The sequence below is a fragment of the Clostridium sp. genome (genome assembly GCF_036646415.1).
GTDB lineage: Bacteria > Bacillota > Clostridia > Clostridiales > Clostridiaceae > Clostridium_J.
On record NZ_JAVXMF010000008.1, the window covers coordinates 101787 to 120353 of the forward strand.

Sequence of the window (18567 nt, forward strand, 5' to 3'; positions counted from 1 at the left end):
AATAGTGGAATGACTTTTTTTTATTTAAGTTCTAAATATATAATATATAAACCCTTGAATGAGATTAATTATTCTTTAAGCCATCTGCTCGCTTCTAAAGCATAATAAGTAATTATTATTTTTGCACCAGCTCTTTTTATTGATGTTAACATCTCTAGTGCAGCTCTTTTTTCATCAATAAGTCCATTTTCACCAGCATTTTTAATCATAGCATATTCACCACTTACATTATAAGCTGCAATTGGCATATTAAACGTCATACTAGCTTCTTTAATTATATCTAAATATAGTATTGCGGGCTTAACCATTACAATATCAGCACCCTCTTCAATGTCAGCAGCAATCTCTCTCATAGATTCTTTACCATTTGCCGGGTCCATTTGATAACTACTTCTATCACCAAACTGTGGTGCTGAATTAGCAGCAGCTCTAAATGGACCATACATAGCTGAGCTATATTTAGCACTATAGCTCATAATAGAAATATGTTTATATCCATTTTCATCTAATATATCTCTTATGGCTTTAACTCTTCCATCCATCATATCAGATGGAGCAACCATATCAGCACCTGCAATTGCATGGGATAATGCAATTTTAGCCAAGTATTTTATTGTTTCATCATTATCTACTCTTTGATCTTTAATAATTCCGCAGTGTCCATGGCAAGTATATTGACACATGCATACATCAGTGATAACAAATAAATTCTTTGATATTTCTTTAACTTTTCTTATAGCTTTTTGAACAATTCCATTATCACAAAATGCAGAACTAGCTATTTCATCCTTTTCTTCCGGAAGTCCAAATAGAATAATACCTTTAACCCCTGAACCTTCAACTTCTTTAATAACTTCTGGCAATCTATCTATTGACCAGTGATAGTTTCCTTTAAGCGATGATATTTCTTCCTTTATATTTTCGCCCTCTACTACAAATATAGGATATATAAAATCATTACTATTTAATACTGTTTCACGTACCAAATCTCTTATAGCACTTGTTTCTCTTAATCTTCTATATCTTTTAAACATTATAAACACAAACCTTTCCATAATCAAATTTTCATATCATAAGCTTATTGTATTTTAATTATCCAATAAGACTTTTTATAATTCCAACAACTCCAGGTTTACTACATTCTGTATACTCAAGGCCATGAGTATTAAGTGTTTTTGAAGTAATAGGTCCTATTGATATAATTAATTTCTCCTTGACCTTGTCTATTCCAACTAAAGTTATCATATTTTCAACCGTTGTAGGGCTAGTAAAGATTACAGTATCACAATTATCAAAGGATTTTAAATTTGCATTTTCACCAACTACTGTATCATAAACTGCAACGTCATCTACTTCAGCTCCTATATTTTTAAGCTCATCTACTAAATACTTTCTCCCCTTTTTCGATCTTGGAATTAATATTTTATCTCCATCAGAAATAAGTGGCTGTACAGCTTTAAATAATCCTTCTCCAGTGAATTCATCTGCAGTTAAAAGTGGGATTATACCTTTTTCCTTTAAAGCTTTAGTTGTGGCATCTCCTATAGAGATAAAATCACCCTTTAGCTTTCGTATATCAATTTTATTAGTATATAAAGAGTTAAATAACATATTAACACCATTTATACTTGTTAATAGTATATACTTATACTCCCCTAGCTTATCTTCTACAAATTTTATATTCTCAGGTTCAGCCTTTATATCTATAGAATTTATTTCTGTAACTGATGCCCCGAGGTTTGTTAATTCATTATATATTTCTTTACTTTGAGATTTACTTCTAGTTATACAAATATTTCTCCCAAATAAAGATGTTTTTTCAAACCAATTTAATTTATCATTAAACTGCACAACTTGGCCAACTACAATAATAGCAGGATTTGAAATGTTTTTCTCACTAGCAATAGCTGTTATATTTTTCAGCGTACCAACAGCTTTTCTTTGTTTAGAAGTAGTACCATTCATAACTACAGCAGCAGGAGTAGTCTCATCTAATCCAGCATCAATTAACCCTTTACTTATTGCACCTAATTGTTCATAACTCATCATAAATATAAGAGTTCCCGTTAATTTAGAAATTGTATTAAAATCTAAGCTTAATTTAGCAGCACTTTTTCCTGTGAAGACATGAAAACTTTGAGCTATTTTTCTATGTGTTACTGGAATTCCACCATAGTTTAAAGCAGAAATTGGTGATGTAATACCTGGAACTACCTCAAAATCTATATTCTCATTTATAAGTTCCAGTGCTTCCTCGCCACCACGACCAAATATATATGGATCTCCACCTTTTATTCTACCAACAGTATGACCTTCTTTTGCAAGTTTAACTAAAATCTGATTAATCTCTTCTTGAGTCTTATAATGACACCCTGGCTCTTTCCCACAATAAAAAAGTTTAGCATCCTTGTTTGCATATTTTAATATTTCATCTCCAGATAATCTATCGTATAAAATAGCAGTACAATTTTTTAAAACATTTATTGCTCTTAATGTTATTAGGTCTGGGGCACCTGGACCCCCACCAATTAGATAAACTCTTCCCATATTTTCCTCCTATAAAATATCTATTTATTCAAGATATTTTGTGATAATTTTTTTCCTAAGCTTATATAGTCTTCCTTATTTCCAATTACAGTATCTTTAACTAATACACCATTTACATCATAAATACCAGTTATAGTCATAATATCATTATCAATGGTAGCATAAGCTCCAATTGTAGAATGGCAATCGCCTTTTAATTCAGTCATAAAACTTCTTTCAGCTTCCACACAAATCCTAACTTCAGGATTGTCTAGTGATTTCAACACATCTGCATATTCACAGTCTTTATATATTTCTATGCCTAAAGCCCCCTGTGCAATCGCAGGCACAATTTCATCTGTCTCAAAATAATTAGTTATAAATCCTTCTAGTCCTAGCCTTTTCAGTCCTGCTGCTGCTAATATTATTCCATCAAGATTTTCATTTTCAATCTTTTTAATTCTTGTTTGAACATTTCCTCTTACTGGAATGATATTAATATCAGGTCTTAAAAGTAGTAATTGCTCACTTCTTCTCTTACTACTAGTACCAATTCTTGCTCCCTTAGGCAAATTAGAGAATGAAATTCCATTCATGGATACAAATGCATCACGAACATCTTCTCTTATTGGCATAGCTGCAATGCTAAATCCTTCTGGAAGTTCGTATGGAACATCCTTCATACTATGAACTCCACAATGAGCTTTAGATTCTAGCATAAGCTTCTCTAATTCTTTTATAAATACACCTTTTCCACCAATTTTATCTAAAGTTACATCTAATCTTTGATCACCTAGAGTATCTGTAAGAACCTTTTCACACGTTACATTATGAAGATTCTCTATAAGCTCCATTGTATAATCAGTTTGAACTTGGGCAAGTTTACTCTTTCTTGTAGCTAATTTTAACTTCAAATCTAATCCTCCATTCATACTTATAAATTATTCCAATCACATATTTCATTTAAAATATCAGGGTAAAATAATTCTAAAATTTCTTTGGCTACACCCTGATTAAAGAAAAATAAAAAATCATCTGAATTTATATAATCTAAAATTTCATTTTTCTTATCTATCTTAGTTATATTTAATCTAACCATTGTAGTAAACTCTACATAATCATCAAATTTCTCGTAGTATTTTCTACCTTTATTACATAAAAATACCGAGGACTTGGGATTTTTGCCATTTATCCTTATTCCAAGAGCTATATTTTTAGTTATCCTTGAAGCACAAAGTATTGCTTTTGATACTTCAGGTACAGTTGAATCTATAAAAATTTTCTTCTGATTGTTACAAATAGACCTTACTTTATCATTAAAAACATTATCACTTGTACATATTACAACTAAATGATAATTCGCTAACATATTTTCGGTAAAAATTTCATTTAGTAATAATAAGTTTGAATAATTAAATGATAACTCCTTAAATTTTGTTGTATATTCTTCTGAAAGACAATGTACTATGAATCCACGCTTTAATAATGTTGTAGCTTTTATAAAAGCACCATTACCTCCACCTAATATAAGTACCATAGTATTTTCACCATTTAATGAAATAAAGACTGAATTGTTAAAGTTATCCATAAAATATCCTACCTTACTAATTACTTATTCTTTATTATATCACTCATATCAGACAATGCCTTAATCACAATCTGATTTTTACCTCTATCCTTTATCGCTATCCTTACGAAGCTGTTATTAAGTCCAAGGTAATTATTACAGTTTCGTATCAATATACCCTTTTCCATTAGCAAGTCTGATAACTCGTTACTACTTATTCCATCTAATTTACAAAGAAAATAATTTCCATGACTAAAAAATGTAGTCTGAATAAATTCTATATCTTTAAGTGCAAGATACATAAACTCACGCTCACATTCTAACCATTGTATAGATGTTTGAATAAAATCCCTATCAAACAAAGCATATTTAACTGCAACTTCTGCAAAGCAATTTACAGACCATGGATTCTGATTTTCATCTATAAATCTTAACAAAGAAGAATTTTTAGTTATTGCATAACCAAATCTTACTCCAGCCATTGAAAAAAACTTAGTAATTGCACGAACTATCAACAAACAACTATAAATGTTTATGTAATTTATCATACTCTTACGATTATTAAGCACAAATTCTATAAATGCCTCATCTATAATTACTAATTTATTATTTATCTCACAATAATCTAATATTTTAATGAACTTTTCATAATCTATAATGCATCCATTAGGATTATTAGGATTCGCAAGTATTAATCCACCTGTGCTCTGTACTTTACTATAAATATCATCATAATCATATTCCATAAACTCATTTAAATATGAATAATTAATTTTCAAATTATGTTTTTTACTAAAATCTTCATATTCAACAAAAGACGGAACTACAATTGTAATTGATTCTAATGAGCTTATGGATAGGTCTAATACCTCTGCTGCTCCGTTGCCTACAATAATATTATCCGGTGAAAGATTATTTGTATAGTTGTCATATGATTTTAGTGGCTCCATACAAAAATACTCTTCACTTTTTTGTAGATATTTTAATAAGTTATTTTTTAATGTCCTATATTTTATATCAGGATATAATGGTAGATTTTCTAATGCTTCTGATATATGTAGCTTAAAATCCTTTGATATTGGAGTCGGATTTACATTTGAACTAAAATCCAAAAGTTTTCTTCCAATTAAAGTACCCTTAGTATATATATCTCCTCCATGTTTCAAAATAGCTTTATGCCACCTTTCAATATAATTATAAATAATAGACTTAATAATATTAATAATATTTCACTACTATACATAAGTGTTATAGATTGTTTAATATGTTTTTCTTCTAGTGGAATTATTGCATCTCCTATTGTAGGTTTGCTTACAGTTTCACCAAAGTATGAATTAGTTCCACCTAATTGTATATATAGTGCACCAGCTGTAGCCCCTTCAGGATAAGCACAATTTGGACTTTTATGATTCTTTCTATCTCTAATCATAATTTTAAATGTTTTTATAATATTTCCACCTACTGTCCATGCTGTAATACACATCAGTAACCCCGTTATTCTTGCTGGTATTAAATTAAATATATCATCAATGTTTGCAGGAAAAAATCCTATATTCTTATATTTTTCATTTAAGTATCCTACCATAGAATCCATTGTATTAATACCTTTATACATCATAGCTAAAGGTGCTCCACCAACTATTGCATAAAGTATTGGTGCAATTATTCCATCCGCTGTATTTTCTGCAATTGTTTCTACATCCCCGCGAATAATTTCATCTTTAGTTAGTGAGTTAGTATCCCTTCCTACAATATACGAAAGTTTAATTCTACTATCTATTATGTCATCTTTAACAAGTGAATTATATACTTCTATACCTGCTCCATGTAAACTCTTTGCTGCAAGTGTTGTCCAAATGATTATAGTATTTGCTATTATAAATACTATTTTATTTATAATAGCAAATTTTAATAATATATATGGAATCATGTAGGTGGTTATACATACTGTAAATACCATCAATAATGACGCCCATTTTAGTTTATGGTTATTTTCAAACTTTCTTCGAAGCCATTTATCCATAGTTCTTATAAGTTTTCCTATATATATAATGGGATGTGGTAACCACAGTGGGTCACCCAATATAAAATCTAAGATTACCGCTAAAAATACGCATAATATATTTGCTTTTATATTGAAATTAATCATAATAATATCCCCACTATTTCTTTAATTTCATAATGTCATAAATCTTGTCCATATCAAGAGATGACCTTACTAATTCAGCAAGTTTATCCAATTCTTTATCCCTCATATGCTCATAGGTTTCAGATTGTTTTTCTTTAATGCCCTTAGTTCTTCTCAATTCATTTACAATATGTTGTCTAAACTCAACTCCATCAAATATACCATGAATATAAGTACCCATAACGTTCCCTTTAGCACCTACTACTCCATCTAAATGATAATCTTTCTGATTATTACTATCTGTAATTGTAATAAACTCAGTTCCACTATTTAATAATGAAGTTTTTCCCATGTGAATCTCATAACCATATATATTTAAATCCTTATCGTTACCTATAATATTTTTTCCAATTATACCATTAACTCTAGTTGTAACCTTTTTTTCTTCAAAAACAGTTTTAATTGGTAGTAAATTCAAACCTTCCATAGATCTAAGTGTAGTTTCAACCCCATATGGATCCTCTAAGACGCTACCTAAAATTTGATATCCTCCACATATACCAATTATTTTTCCATTACATTCATATTTTTTAATCATATCAAACAATCCAGATTTTTTTAGATATTCTAAATCACCTAAAGTGTTTTTAGTTCCAGGAATTATTAATAAATCAGGACTTTTAAACTCATTTATATTTTCTACATATCTTACAGAAACATCTGGTTCTATAGCTAATGCATCTAAATCTGTAAAGTTTGATATATGCGGTAGTTTTATAACAGCAACATCTATTTTATCATTTATATTCTTATTTAAATCAACAGCTCCATCTTCATCCTCTAATTCTAATTTAAAATAAGGGACTACACCTAAACATTCCTTATTAGTTAAATCTTCTAAGCTATCAACCCCAGATTTTAGTAAAGAAATATCACCTCTAAACTTGTTTATAATAGTTCCTTTAATTCGTTTCTTTTCATCGTCACTTAGGAGCATTATAGTTCCTAGAATTGAAGCAAAAACTCCACCTTTATCAATATCACCTACAAGTACAACGGGTGCATCTATAAGTTCAGCCATACCCATATTAACAATATCATTTGCTCTTAAATTTATTTCTGCCGGACTACCTGCACCTTCTAATACGATTATATCAAATTGCTTTTCTAGTTTCTCAAAAGAAGCTTTTAATTCATCTTTAAATTTAACCTTTAAATTATGATACTCTTTGGCATTTGAATATCCATATATCTCACCATTAAAGATTATTTGGCAGTTTTTATCTGTAGTTGGTTTTAATAGTATTGGGTTCATAAATACTTCGGGTTCTAAGCCAGCTGCATAAGCTTGTAATACTTGCGCTCTCCCCATTTCTTTTCCATCAAGTGTAATATATGAATTTAAAGACATATTCTGAGATTTATAAGGACATACTGAGTATCCATCCTGTTTAAAAATTCTACAAAGAGCTGTTACTAGTATACTTTTCCCAACTGAGGAAGCTGTACCTTGAACCATAATTTTAGCCATTTAATTATACCTTCTTTCTAAATTTAATAAAATAAAAAGACAAGGGATGTAAAGCCTCCTTGTCTAAATCAATAAAATTCTATTTTAGTAAAACATGATTATAAATTTTAATATATGTATATAACTAATAAAAGTTTAAACCAAACCCCTTTATTTATAAACCATAATATATTAACTTACTCACTAAAATAGCTCATTCCCTCCGAAAGCTTATATTTAGGCAGGTCTCCTGGCTCATGAGTCATTCTACCCTCACCTTCCCCTAAAAAAGAGTGGTCACGAGGTTCGTCATCATTTACAGTAGCGGGGGCTGCTATGGATTTTAACCATATTCCCTTTTCACTTTAAAAAAGCACCTAAAATACTATTTAATTTTCATCCTAATTATAAGAGGTTTAAATAAATAAGTCAACCTAATACTGCAATTCCTTCTTTAGCTAATCCTTCTGCTAAGTCATTAAAAACTTATTGATTCCATTTATACTCTCATCTCTATCATTGTTTCTAGATCCATTAACTAAAACAATAGTAGGAGATTTTTCTTCAGCATTTTTAGTAAGTGGTAGTGTTCCATTAGTTTTATAGTCTTCATTCTCAAATTTTCTTTACTTTTTAGATTCGTTCATAATATACACCAAAAGTTTAAAACTTAAACTATAACAATCTCATTTATTTCTTGCTAACTATCTATTATTTCATTGTATGTTAATATATTATATAATAATAAGTAGAGGTGATATTATGGAATTACATATATTTTTAAAGGGTAAAAAGGACCCTGAAGTTTTCAAAGGGGATAGAATTGATGTATTAGATTTTCAAATGCAGGGTGTTAAATATAAGCAAATTAGATATTTTAGAAATGGATTTAGCAAAAGCCAACTGATAGAATCTAGCATAATCAATAAAATAGTAGAAAAATAGAAAATGTGCGTATTATTTTAATACGCATATTTTTCTATATAAAAAGTAAAATCCATTTTTAATTTAGCTATATATTAAAAATATATAAAAATAATCGTATAATTCATAGGTATTGAATTATCTAATAGTAAACTCCTTAATTACGTTTCCCTCTAGTGTTTTTATAGTAAATAATTCATTTTCTAAAACTCCATAGGTGTGAGGATTACCTTCTTTAGGATAAGAAATAGACCCGGGGTTAATTATGTGAATATTATTATTCGTTTTTTCTGTTATTACATGAGTATGTCCATGTAATAATACATCTCCAGATGACAATTTGGGCATATTACCCTCATTGAATATATGTCCATGGGTTAAAAATAATCGCTTACTCATATACAATATGATAGAATAATCCCCCATACAAGGAAAATCTAACAACATTTGATCTACCTCAGAGTCGCAATTTCCACGAACTGCTATTATTTTTTCACTATATACATTTAATAAATTTGCTACCTCCTGAGGATTATATTCATCTGGAAATGGATTTCTTGGTCCATGATAAAGTATATCTCCTAAAATAATAAGATTTGTACCTTTTTCTTCATTAAAAACTTCAATTGCCTTCTTAGTATATTTTAATGAACCATGAATATCAGAAATAAATATTAATTTCATAAAAACGCTCCTTCATCTTAATTATATATTTAATATTTACCCTACTTCTGTATCATTGTCAAATATACAAATACATTGTTGACTGTATTTTCCTAAAGTTCTATAATTTATATATACATGTTAAGGGGTGATATATTTTGATTATAAAAGTATGTGTCGGTAGTGCTTGCTACGTAAATGGATCACATAATGTAATAAATGAGATAAAACGATTAATAGAAGTAAACGATTTAGTGGCTTTAATTGAATTAAAAGCTGCATTTTGTCTTGGACACTGTACTAATCCAGTATGTGTTATGGTAGATGATGTATTGCATTCAGTCAATGAAGATAACATAAAGGATTTCTTTGAAAAATTTGTACTAAAGAAGGTGAACATATGCAAGTAATGAACTTCTCGTCTGCCAACTGTAAAAATTGTTATAAATGTGTAAGAACTTGTACAGTAAAAGCTATTGAGGTATTAAATGATCAAGCTAAAATTCAGGAAGAAAGATGTATTTCTTGTGGCCACTGCTTAGTAGTCTGTCCTCAAAATGCACGCCACGTACTTTCAGACATAGATGAAGTAAAATTAGCATTAAACCAAAACAAAACAGTAATAGCACAATTGGCACCAGCTTTTAGAGGTGTATTTCAAGATCCTCCAAAACTTATATCTGCATTGAGAAAACTTGGTTTTTCTTATATTGAGGAGGTTTCTGTTGGTGCAGAACTCGTAACCCAAGAGTATGAATCTATAATTAATTCTAGCTCTGAAGGTGAATTTCTTACTAGTTGTTGCCCTTCAGTAGTTATGTTGATAGAAAAGTATTATCCTGAGCTTAATTCTTTAGTATTACCTGTATCTTCCCCAATGGTGGCACATGGAAAGAATATTAGAAGTAGATATGAAGATCCATATATCGTATTTATTGGTCCATGTATATCTAAAAAGGTAGAAGCTTTATCAGAATCTAATGTTGGAGTTGTAGATTCGGTACTTACTTTTGATGAAATCAATGAATTCTTACAAGTAGAAAACATAGATTACACCCTTTTAGAAGATGGTGTAATGGATTTTAGTGGAACAACTAGAGGTGATAGATATCCAGTTGTAGGTGGCATATTAAATGCATTAAGACCTTCACTTGATAAAAAAAATCTTGATTTAATTAGGGTACATGGGCTTGAAAATTGTAAAGTAGTACTAGAACAACTTCAACGTAAAACTCTTAAAAATGTATGTATAGAGTTAAGTGCTTGTAACGAGAGTTGTCTTGGAGGTCCTGGCATAATACAAAAAGACGAATCAGTTTACACGAGACTAAAAAGAATTCAAAGCTATTTGAAAAATGTAAATAAAGAACAATCATTAGTTAATATAGATAACCCTAAACTAGACTTATCTAGAATTTATAGTAATAAGAAAGTATTTATGTCTATACCTAGTGAAAAAGAAATAAAATCTATCCTTATACAAATGGGCAAATACACTAAGGAACAAGAACTTAATTGTGGAGCCTGTGGTTACAACACTTGTGTTGAAAAGTCAATTGCTGTTTATAATGGAATGTCACAAGTAGAAATGTGTGTCCCTTATATGAGGTCCCTAGCAGAAAGTATGAATAGTGAGATATTTAAAAATTCTCCAAATGCAATATTGTTTATTGATCATAATTTATCAATTAAGGATATAAATCCTTCTGGTAGAAAAATGTTTTTAGATGACAATACTAATATAATAGGAATGTCTATAACGGATATAATACCAGATGAGGACTTTCGCAAGGTAGTTAATACTAGAGAGAATATCCTAAGAGAGAAAGTTTTTTATAGCAAATTAAACTTCCATGGATATAAGAGTATAATTCACATTAAAAACCACACTTTTCTTCTTGTAACATTCACAGATATAACTGATGAAGAAAATAGAAAATTAGAACTATCAGAGATTAAGCATAAAGCTATTGATGTTACTCAATCTATAATCAACAAACAGATGATGGTAGCTCAAGAGATTGCTAGTTTGCTAGGTGAAACTACAGCTGAAACCAAGGTTGCTATATTAGGATTAAAAAATGTATTGGAAAAGGAAAATTAATATGAGAAAGTATTACTTAGATATAGCAAATATGAGTATGAACAAATTCGGAGAAGAGCTTTGTGGTGATAATGTAGAAATTGCTAAAATCCAGGATGGTATGATAGTGGTAATGTCTGATGGACTGGGTAGTGGAGTTAAAGCTAATATCCTTGGTACATTAACTTCTAAGATTGCAGTTACAATGCTTAAGGAAGGTGCTAGCATTGATGAAACTATTGATACTATAATAAATACATTACCAGAATGCCACATTAGGAAACTTGCATATTCTACATTCACTATTGTAAAAATAAAAAATGATGGTGAAGTTTATATGGTTGAATATGATAATCCACCTGTGTTCTTTTTTAGAGACAATCGTGGATGTGATATAAAAAGAAATAACCGTATAGTTAACAACAAAACAATTTTTGAAAGTAAATTTTATATGAATGAGGGAGATACTTTAGTTATAATAAGTGACGGTGTTGTACATGCAGGTGTAGGTGGGCTTTTAAACTTAGGTTGGGAATGGCCTCATATTAATAGATATCTTACTAATGTCTTACAACATGAAGTAGTGTCTAAAAATATATGTAGACAGCTATTAGATGCATGTAAGGATTTATATGATAATAAACCTGGGGACGATACTACTGTTGTAACCTTAAAGGTAAGGAAAGAGCAACACATATCTATCTTTACAGGACCTCCAAAGAATAAAACTGATGATATTATTCTTATAGACCTTATTAAGAATGCTAAGGGCAAAAAAATAATATGTGGTGGTACAACAGCTAATATAGTTTCTAATGCATTTAATACACAAATTGAAGTTGATCTTAAAAATTACACATCAGAGGTTCCTCCTATGGGTAAAATGGAAAGAATTGATTTAGTCACAGAAGGAATTTTAACTTTAAATAAGGTAAAAGACATTTTAAAAGTCTATTTAAAATCTTGTGAAGAAAACTCTTCGCTTCCTAGTATAAAAAAAGGATCAGATGGGGCTTCTAAGATTGCAACCATGTTAATTAATGAAGGAACTTCTATAAACATATATGTTGGTCAAGCTATTAATCCAGCCCACCAAAATCCAGCTTTTCCTCAAGAGTTTAATTTGAAAATTAAAATTGTAGAAGAAATACAGAAGCTTCTAGAGAGTATGGGGAAAAAAGTATTAATAACTTATCTTTAAATTTAAAGAGAATATTACACCTTATTTATTTTGGTGCAATATCCTCTTTTCTAATATTTTTTACACTTTTTATGACGAATATTTATAAAATAAGCAATATATATAATGACTCCTACTAAAATACATATGGTCAATATAGCAACACCGCAAATAGCGAAAAACTCCTCTGGTAATATGTTTATAATTGGGTCTGTTTTAGGATCAAAAATCCACTTATCATTATTAAAAAACATTTTATGAAACATATGGAAAAAGAAATTAAAATTTATACTTACAATGACAGATAGGATAATTGGTATTGTTATTAACCCAATTCCAATATATTTTCCATATAAAAAATCTCTGTATAACTTACGGTATATTAGTAATAATATTGTTAAAAATACAGATATAATCAATATAGCAATTTTTGCGAGGTTAAATAAGTCTCTCACCTCATTAAAGTGAATAACCCCATCATCTGAAAAAGGCAAAGATGGAAGTTTGAAATTATTTCCATTATTAAGTAAATAATCTACCACATAAGAGTAATTGTCCACCATTTCTTTTCGTGATAAGTCCGTTTTGCTTTCTATGTCAAACGCTATAATACTAAAGTCATATATGGGCTTTAGTTTTGTTACCGTTATTGTAGATATCAATAACACTAATATAATGCCTAAAAATACAATAACAGTAGAAAAAGTCATCTTTTTCATTATATCCCCTCCCTAATACATACATTATCTCAGAAAATACCCATATTTATCAACAAATTTATATTATTGTATTTTTCCATTGTCAAAAAAATTTTCATATAGTATAATTTCTTTGGTACAATATATAATTTATACCTAATAACAACCCACTTTTAGTGGGTTTTAAATTTAACTTAATAAAAGTTTAGTAATTTCATAAATTGGGAGGTAAAAATGATTCACTTAATAGGAGTAAAAAAAGAACTTGATTTGGTCCGCAGAGGACAACTAGCAATATCCCAAGAATCTATAAATGGAATATTACTAAAATTGAAAGAAATAATATGTACTGAAGTTGTTATAATTAACACTTGTAATAGAACAGAAATATATTTAAATTCTCATATATCTCAAGACAATTTAATCTCTAAAGTATTTGATGTTTTAAATTGGGATCTAAGCTTTAAAGAATACATATTTTATTTAAGTGAAAATAAAGCAATTAATCACCTATTTGAAGTTAGTTGTGGATTTCACTCTAAAATTTTAGGCGAAGATCAAATATTAGGTCAAGTAAAAGATTCATATTTAAGAAGTAAAGAACTTAAAGTAATAAAGGGAAGCTTTGATAAACTATTTTCTATGGCCATTAGTTGTGGTAAAGAGTTTAAAACCGAAAGTAAACTTTATGAGATGCCCGTATCTTATTCATCCATTGCAGCTAAAAAAGCTTTAGAGCATAATTGTAAAAACATCTTAATATTAGGCTTTGGTAAAATGGCAGAATTAACATTTAACTATTTAGTAGGAAAAATGGATAGCATAGATTCTATATTCATAGTCGTCCGAAACGTGGATAAAGCTAACAATCACCCAATAATATTGAAAAACACTCAATATATTACTACTGACAAAATTAAGATTCTACCATTAGATAACCTTGTAGATACATATGAGTATGTGGATGCTATAATTTGTTGTACTTCATCCCCTACCCCATTAGTTATGAAGAAAGATCTTCCATCACAGAAGACTATGATTTTTGACCTTTCATTACCTATAAATGTAGAAGCTAGTTGCAGTGAATTAAAAAACATATGTTTATATAATGTAGATACACTTCAAAATGTAGATAAAGAAAATAAATTTTTACGTAAGCAGATAATGAATTCAAATAAATATATAATTTTAAAATATCATAATGAGTATAATAAATATTTAAAGTTAAAATCATTAAGTCCTATTATAGAAAATATTAAATCTGATGGACAATTAGTTGTTCAAGACAATCTTAAAACCTTTAAAAATAAAAAACATACAAAAGATAATGATAAGTTAGTCGCTACACTTTTAAAGAGTAGTTCTAATACGTATATAAATCGGGCTATAGAAGTATTAAAAGAAGAAACCTTAAAAGGAAATAGTGAAACCGTATGTGACTTAATAGAACGTATTTTTTTAAATAATATTAGCTAGGAGGCTATCTATATGAATAACAAAACTATATTTGATGAAAGCAAAAAATATATACCTGGTGGAGTTAATAGTCCAGTAAGAGCGCTAAAGGATATGGGAATTACACCACCTATTATAAAATCTGGTAAGGGCTCTAAAATATATGATGAAGAAGGACAAGGATATATCGATTTTGTAGGTGCATGGGGCCCAATGATATTAGGACATTCCCATAGTGATGTAGTTAAAGCCATAAAAGATACTTGTGAAAATGCTATAGCATTTGGTGCTCCAACCAAGCTAGAACTAGATTTAGCTAAACTTATATGCGAAACTGCTTCAATCGATATGATCAGAATGGTTAACTCGGGTACAGAGGCTACTATGAGTGCTGTTAAACTTGCAAGAGGTTATACAAAAAGGAATAAAATTGTTAAGTTTGCTGGTTGCTACCATGGTCATTGTGATGGTTTTTTAGTTAGTGCAGGTTCAGGAGTTATGACCTGTGGAATTCCTGGAAGCGCTGGTATTCCTAATGAACATGTAGAACATACAATTATTGCAAAATATAATGATATTGTGAATATTAAAGAAATATTTGAAACTTTTAAAGATGAAATTGCATGTGTTATTATTGAACCAATTGCAGGAAATATGGGTGTTGTAAAGCCATCAGTAGAATTTATGGAAGAGTTACATAAACTTTGCAAAACTAATGGTACTCTTTTAATATTTGATGAAGTAATGTGTGGTTTCCGAATTGCTTATAAGGGTTCTAGAGAATTATTTAAAAATATAACTCCTGATCTTATTACTTATGGGAAGATTATTGGAGGTGGTCTTCCATGTGGAGCATATGGTGGAAGACGTGAAATCATGGAAATGCTTGCCCCTTTAGGACCTGTGTATCAAGCTGGAACTATGTCTGGAAATCCTCTTGTTATGGCAGCAGGTATTGCAACTGTATCTAATTTAAATAAAAATGAATCAATATATAATCACCTTGATTATATCGGAAAAATGCTTGAAGATGGCATGTTAAAAATTTCAAGAAAGAAAAATATTCCTTTAGTAATAAATAGAGTTGGTGGAATGATGACCGCATTCTTTACAGATCAATCATCTATTAATAATTATGAAGATGCATGTCAATGTGATACAGATATGTTTAAAAATTATTTTATGCATATGCTTAGCAATGGTATAAACTTACCTCCATCACAATTTGAAGCAATGTTTTTATCAAATTGTCACTGTGAGGATGACATTAATAAATTTTTAAGTGCCTTTGAATCATTTAATATTTAATAATGATACTATCATTTTGTATAATTATTAACAATGACTTTTAATGTTATTATTCAATAAAAAAGTAATTTTATGTATAAAGTTACTTTTTTATTTCTTTAATGAGTTATTATTTTATAATTCTCATTTTTTATAAATAAAAGCGGAATTTATGGAATTATAATTTACATGTGTTTGTTATTTTTTTAATTTTCAGAATAGTGTTGAAATTCTGTTTATTTTTTTATATAATTATCTTATACCTAATTAACTCAAATATAATCTATAGTTAGGAGCGTGTATTAATGAAAAATAAAAAAGAAACCTCCACAAAAGAAGTTAAGGTTCCCAGCCAACCGAAGGTTTGGCAAGCTCTTATTCCAATCTTAGTTCTTATAGTTGCTCTCTCTGTTGGAATCATATTTTTTGAAGCTAGTCCACATATACCATTAATAATTGCAGCATCAGTGGCAGCAATCATGTCATTACTTATTGGCTACAAATGGTCAGATATTGAAAAAGGATTTATTGATACAATACAAATGTCGATGCAAGCAATATTAATACTTATGATTATCGGAATTTTAATCGGAGCTTGGATTTTAAGTGGTACTGTTCCAACCATGATATACTACGGTCTTAAAATATTATCACCTGGAATCTTTTTAGTTGCTACATGTATAATTTGTTCAATTGTTTCTCTTGCAACAGGTAGTTCTTGGACGACTGCTGGTACTGTAGGTATAGCACTTATGGGGGTTGGTATAGGTCTAGGAATTTCAAAACCTATGATAGCTGGTGCAATTATATGTGGGGCTTATTTTGGAGATAAGATGTCTCCTCTTTCAGATACAACTAATCTAGCACCAGCAATGGCAGGCTCTACCTTATTTGATCACATTAAACACATGTTGTATACAACTACTCCAAGCATGATAATTTCTCTTATACTATTTGGAATTTTAGGTATAAAATATGCTGGACAAGAATTAGATGTATCTCAACTTAATATAATATTTGAAGGATTAAAAGCTTCATGTACAATCAATCCTTTATTGTTATTACCACCTGTAATTGTTATTATTTTGGTTGTTAAAAAGATGCCTGCTATCCCAGGTTTAATAATTGGTGTAGTTGCAGGAGTAATTCTAGCAGTCTTAGTTCAAGGATCTAACTTTGGTGATATAGTTAATGTATTAAATAGTGGATATGTTAGTGAAACTGGAGTAGAAATGGTTGATAATCTTTTAAGTCGTGGTGGTCTTCAAAGTATGATGGGTACAGTATCTTTAATCATATGTGCCATGACCTTTGGTGGTATAATGGAAAAAGCCGGATTCTTAAATGTATTAGCGGAAAAATTGCTTAAATTTGCAGTTAGTACTGGATCATTAGTATTAGTTACAATAATTTCTTGTATCGTTGTTAATATACTAGCTGGAGATCAATATTTATCAATTGTTATACCAGGTAGAATGTACAAGGATGAATATGCTAAACGTGGTCTCGCACCAAAGAATTTATCAAGATGTTTAGAAGATGCTGGAACTCTAACTTCATGTTTTATACCTTGGAATACATGTGGAGCATTCATGTCAACAACCCTTGGTGTTTCACCATTCCTATATATTCCATTCTGTTTCCTAAACTATATAAACCCAGTTGTTTCAATAATTTATGGATATACTGGATTCTCAATGGAAAAAATAGAAAAATCAGAAGAAATATCACCCCAAGCTTAACAATTAATATCCTATAGGGGGGGGCGTCGCAAACTAACTGATTAAGTTATGGAGCGACGCTCCTTTTGAGTTAACAATAAAAATAACCTAAGGTTTTAGCTTTTGTACACTTAATTTTCTTCACTTTCATATTCCAGAGTCTGCTACAATCTTTTCAAATCTTTTAACTAAGAACAAATGCATGTTTTCGAGCATTGGTATAAATGTTCCAAGATTATTTCTATGTTGAAAAATTCCAACGCCTACGACGTATTCACTATTTACAGCAATTTGAACATTATATCCTCCAAACAAAAGAGTATTTATTGACGTTAGCCTCTATTTTAGTTCCATCTATAAATAAATGTTCAAAATTTATTTCATCTATTTCATTTAACTTTACAACAAGTTGAGTAAATAAATCTTCTGCCGCTTCACTTAGATATTTCCGACGAAAACGCCCGATAGCTGAGTGATTAGGGGCTTTGCGACTTTCAAGTATCCACATGAAATTAATATATCTTCTGCAAACAATCTCTATTTTATATGTGGAATATATATTATTCATGTAAGCATATGCAATAATTTTAAACATAATTTTGGGTTCAACCACAGTTTTTCTATCTCTCGGGGAATATGCCATGTATAATTTAGTGTAATCTAACCCCTCCAGTGTATGACTAAGCAGTCTAACAGAATCATCCATAGATATAGCTATCACATAAAATGGAATTATTTATTTTACCAAAGCCTCTTTTTTTATTTAAATTATGTCTGATTTTGAATATAAATATCTACATTTAGTAAATAATATAAGTAATACAA

The 18567-nt window shown here is 29.5% G+C and carries 17 protein-coding genes and 1 riboswitch; of the genes, 7 read left to right on the plus strand and 10 right to left on the minus strand.

Features of this window, described 5'->3' with window-relative positions:
* Positions 1–68: 68 nt before the first annotated feature.
* The 7 genes from hemB to RSD37_RS07825 are packed head-to-tail and all read right to left on the minus strand — an operon-like array spanning position 69 to position 7752.
* Positions 69–1034, minus strand: coding sequence for a porphobilinogen synthase (gene hemB / locus RSD37_RS07795; protein ID WP_346946155.1), 966 nt, complete (start codon positions 1032–1034; stop codon positions 69–71).
* 58 nt (positions 1035–1092) lie between these two features.
* Positions 1093–2547 (minus strand): uroporphyrinogen-III C-methyltransferase, encoded by a 1455-nt coding sequence (gene cobA, locus RSD37_RS07800; RefSeq protein ID WP_346946156.1) that lies wholly within the window; start codon positions 2545–2547, stop codon positions 1093–1095.
* Positions 2548–2567: 20 nt separating this feature from the next.
* Positions 2568–3440, minus strand: a complete 873-nt coding sequence (hemC, locus tag RSD37_RS07805) for a hydroxymethylbilane synthase (RefSeq protein WP_346946157.1) — start codon at positions 3438–3440, stop codon at positions 2568–2570.
* A 20-nt stretch (positions 3441–3460) separates the two neighbouring features.
* Complete coding sequence (locus tag RSD37_RS07810) at positions 3461–4114, minus strand: NAD(P)-dependent oxidoreductase (RefSeq protein WP_346946158.1); 654 nt, start codon at positions 4112–4114, stop codon at positions 3461–3463.
* Positions 4115–4134: 20 nt separating this feature from the next.
* On the minus strand, positions 4135–5259 hold the full coding sequence (locus RSD37_RS07815; RefSeq protein ID WP_346946159.1) for a histidinol-phosphate transaminase: 1125 nt from the start codon (positions 5257–5259) through the stop codon (positions 4135–4137).
* Positions 5256–6239 carry an adenosylcobinamide-phosphate synthase CbiB gene (gene cbiB / locus RSD37_RS07820; RefSeq protein ID WP_346946190.1) on the minus strand — a complete coding sequence of 328 codons (984 nt, stop codon included), beginning with the start codon at positions 6237–6239 and terminating at the stop codon, positions 5256–5258. The genes RSD37_RS07815 and cbiB overlap by 4 nt, the downstream gene beginning before the upstream one ends.
* A gap of 16 nt (positions 6240–6255) precedes the next feature.
* Positions 6256–7752, minus strand: coding sequence for a cobyric acid synthase (locus RSD37_RS07825; protein ID WP_346946160.1), 1497 nt, complete (start codon positions 7750–7752; stop codon positions 6256–6258).
* Between the two features lie 201 nt (positions 7753–7953).
* Positions 7954–8127, minus strand: a riboswitch (cobalamin riboswitch).
* A 366-nt stretch (positions 8128–8493) separates the two neighbouring features.
* On the opposite strand from RSD37_RS07825, the gene RSD37_RS07830 reads away from it, so the two are divergent.
* On the plus strand, positions 8494–8676 hold the full coding sequence (locus RSD37_RS07830; protein ID WP_346946161.1) for a hypothetical protein: 183 nt from the start codon (positions 8494–8496) through the stop codon (positions 8674–8676).
* 117 nt (positions 8677–8793) lie between these two features.
* On the opposite strand, the gene yfcE is transcribed toward RSD37_RS07830, so the two are convergent.
* Positions 8794–9339 carry a phosphodiesterase gene (gene yfcE, locus RSD37_RS07835; RefSeq protein ID WP_346946162.1) on the minus strand — a complete coding sequence of 182 codons (546 nt, stop codon included), beginning with the start codon at positions 9337–9339 and terminating at the stop codon, positions 8794–8796.
* 137 nt (positions 9340–9476) lie between these two features.
* On the opposite strand from yfcE, the gene RSD37_RS07840 reads away from it, so the two are divergent.
* From RSD37_RS07840 to RSD37_RS07850, 3 genes are read left to right on the plus strand one after another with little or no spacing between them, the layout of a single operon-like run.
* Positions 9477–9728, plus strand: coding sequence for an NAD(P)H-dependent oxidoreductase subunit E (locus RSD37_RS07840; RefSeq protein ID WP_346946163.1), 252 nt, complete (start codon positions 9477–9479; stop codon positions 9726–9728).
* Positions 9719–11422 carry a [Fe-Fe] hydrogenase large subunit C-terminal domain-containing protein gene (locus RSD37_RS07845; protein ID WP_346946164.1) on the plus strand — a complete coding sequence of 568 codons (1704 nt, stop codon included), beginning with the start codon at positions 9719–9721 and terminating at the stop codon, positions 11420–11422. Before RSD37_RS07840 ends, RSD37_RS07845 begins: the two co-directional genes overlap by 10 nt.
* 1 nt (position 11423) lies before the next feature.
* Complete coding sequence (locus RSD37_RS07850) at positions 11424–12602, plus strand: SpoIIE family protein phosphatase (protein WP_346946165.1); 1179 nt, start codon at positions 11424–11426, stop codon at positions 12600–12602.
* Positions 12603–12652: 50 nt separating this feature from the next.
* Here the strand turns inward: RSD37_RS07850 and RSD37_RS07855 are convergent, their stop codons facing one another.
* Positions 12653–13300: a TIGR01906 family membrane protein gene (locus RSD37_RS07855; RefSeq protein WP_346946166.1), complete on the minus strand. Its 648-nt coding sequence runs from the start codon at positions 13298–13300 to the stop codon at positions 12653–12655.
* 213 nt (positions 13301–13513) lie between these two features.
* Between RSD37_RS07855 and hemA the strand changes: the two genes are divergently transcribed.
* From hemA to nhaC, 3 genes are all read left to right on the plus strand, one after another.
* Positions 13514–14755, plus strand: coding sequence for a glutamyl-tRNA reductase (hemA, locus tag RSD37_RS07860; protein WP_346946167.1), 1242 nt, complete (start codon positions 13514–13516; stop codon positions 14753–14755).
* Positions 14756–14767: 12 nt separating this feature from the next.
* Positions 14768–16042, plus strand: a complete 1275-nt coding sequence (gene hemL / locus RSD37_RS07865) for a glutamate-1-semialdehyde 2,1-aminomutase (RefSeq protein WP_346946168.1) — start codon at positions 14768–14770, stop codon at positions 16040–16042.
* 284 nt (positions 16043–16326) lie between these two features.
* Positions 16327–17763 (plus strand): Na+/H+ antiporter NhaC, encoded by a 1437-nt coding sequence (nhaC, locus tag RSD37_RS07870; RefSeq protein WP_346946169.1) that lies wholly within the window; start codon positions 16327–16329, stop codon positions 17761–17763.
* Between the two features lie 277 nt (positions 17764–18040).
* Here the strand turns inward: nhaC and RSD37_RS07875 are convergent, their stop codons facing one another.
* Positions 18041–18448, minus strand: coding sequence for a transposase (locus RSD37_RS07875; protein WP_346946170.1), 408 nt, complete (start codon positions 18446–18448; stop codon positions 18041–18043).
* Positions 18449–18567 lie beyond the last annotated feature (119 nt).

Excerpts from the sequence above, each read along its gene's own strand:
- hemB (WP_346946155.1), bottom strand. The coding sequence starts at position 1,034 with ATGTTTAAAAGATATAGAAGATTAAGAGAAACAAGTGCTATAAGAGAT.
- cobA (WP_346946156.1), bottom strand. The coding sequence starts at position 2,547 with ATGGGAAGAGTTTATCTAATTGGTGGGGGTCCAGGTGCCCCAGACCTA.
- RSD37_RS07810 (WP_346946158.1), bottom strand. The coding sequence starts at position 4,114 with ATGGATAACTTTAACAATTCAGTCTTTATTTCATTAAATGGTGAAAAT.
- RSD37_RS07825 (WP_346946160.1), bottom strand. The coding sequence starts at position 7,752 with ATGGCTAAAATTATGGTTCAAGGTACAGCTTCCTCAGTTGGGAAAAGT.
- RSD37_RS07830 (WP_346946161.1), top strand. The coding sequence starts at position 8,494 with ATGGAATTACATATATTTTTAAAGGGTAAAAAGGACCCTGAAGTTTTC.
- yfcE (WP_346946162.1), bottom strand. The coding sequence starts at position 9,339 with ATGAAATTAATATTTATTTCTGATATTCATGGTTCATTAAAATATACT.
- RSD37_RS07845 (WP_346946164.1), top strand. The coding sequence starts at position 9,719 with ATGCAAGTAATGAACTTCTCGTCTGCCAACTGTAAAAATTGTTATAAA.
- RSD37_RS07850 (WP_346946165.1), top strand. The coding sequence starts at position 11,424 with ATGAGAAAGTATTACTTAGATATAGCAAATATGAGTATGAACAAATTC.
- RSD37_RS07855 (WP_346946166.1), bottom strand. The coding sequence starts at position 13,300 with ATGAAAAAGATGACTTTTTCTACTGTTATTGTATTTTTAGGCATTATA.
- hemA (WP_346946167.1), top strand. The coding sequence starts at position 13,514 with ATGATTCACTTAATAGGAGTAAAAAAAGAACTTGATTTGGTCCGCAGA.
- hemL (WP_346946168.1), top strand. The coding sequence starts at position 14,768 with ATGAATAACAAAACTATATTTGATGAAAGCAAAAAATATATACCTGGT.
- nhaC (WP_346946169.1), top strand. The coding sequence starts at position 16,327 with ATGAAAAATAAAAAAGAAACCTCCACAAAAGAAGTTAAGGTTCCCAGC.
- RSD37_RS07875 (WP_346946170.1), bottom strand. The coding sequence starts at position 18,448 with ATGGATGATTCTGTTAGACTGCTTAGTCATACACTGGAGGGGTTAGAT.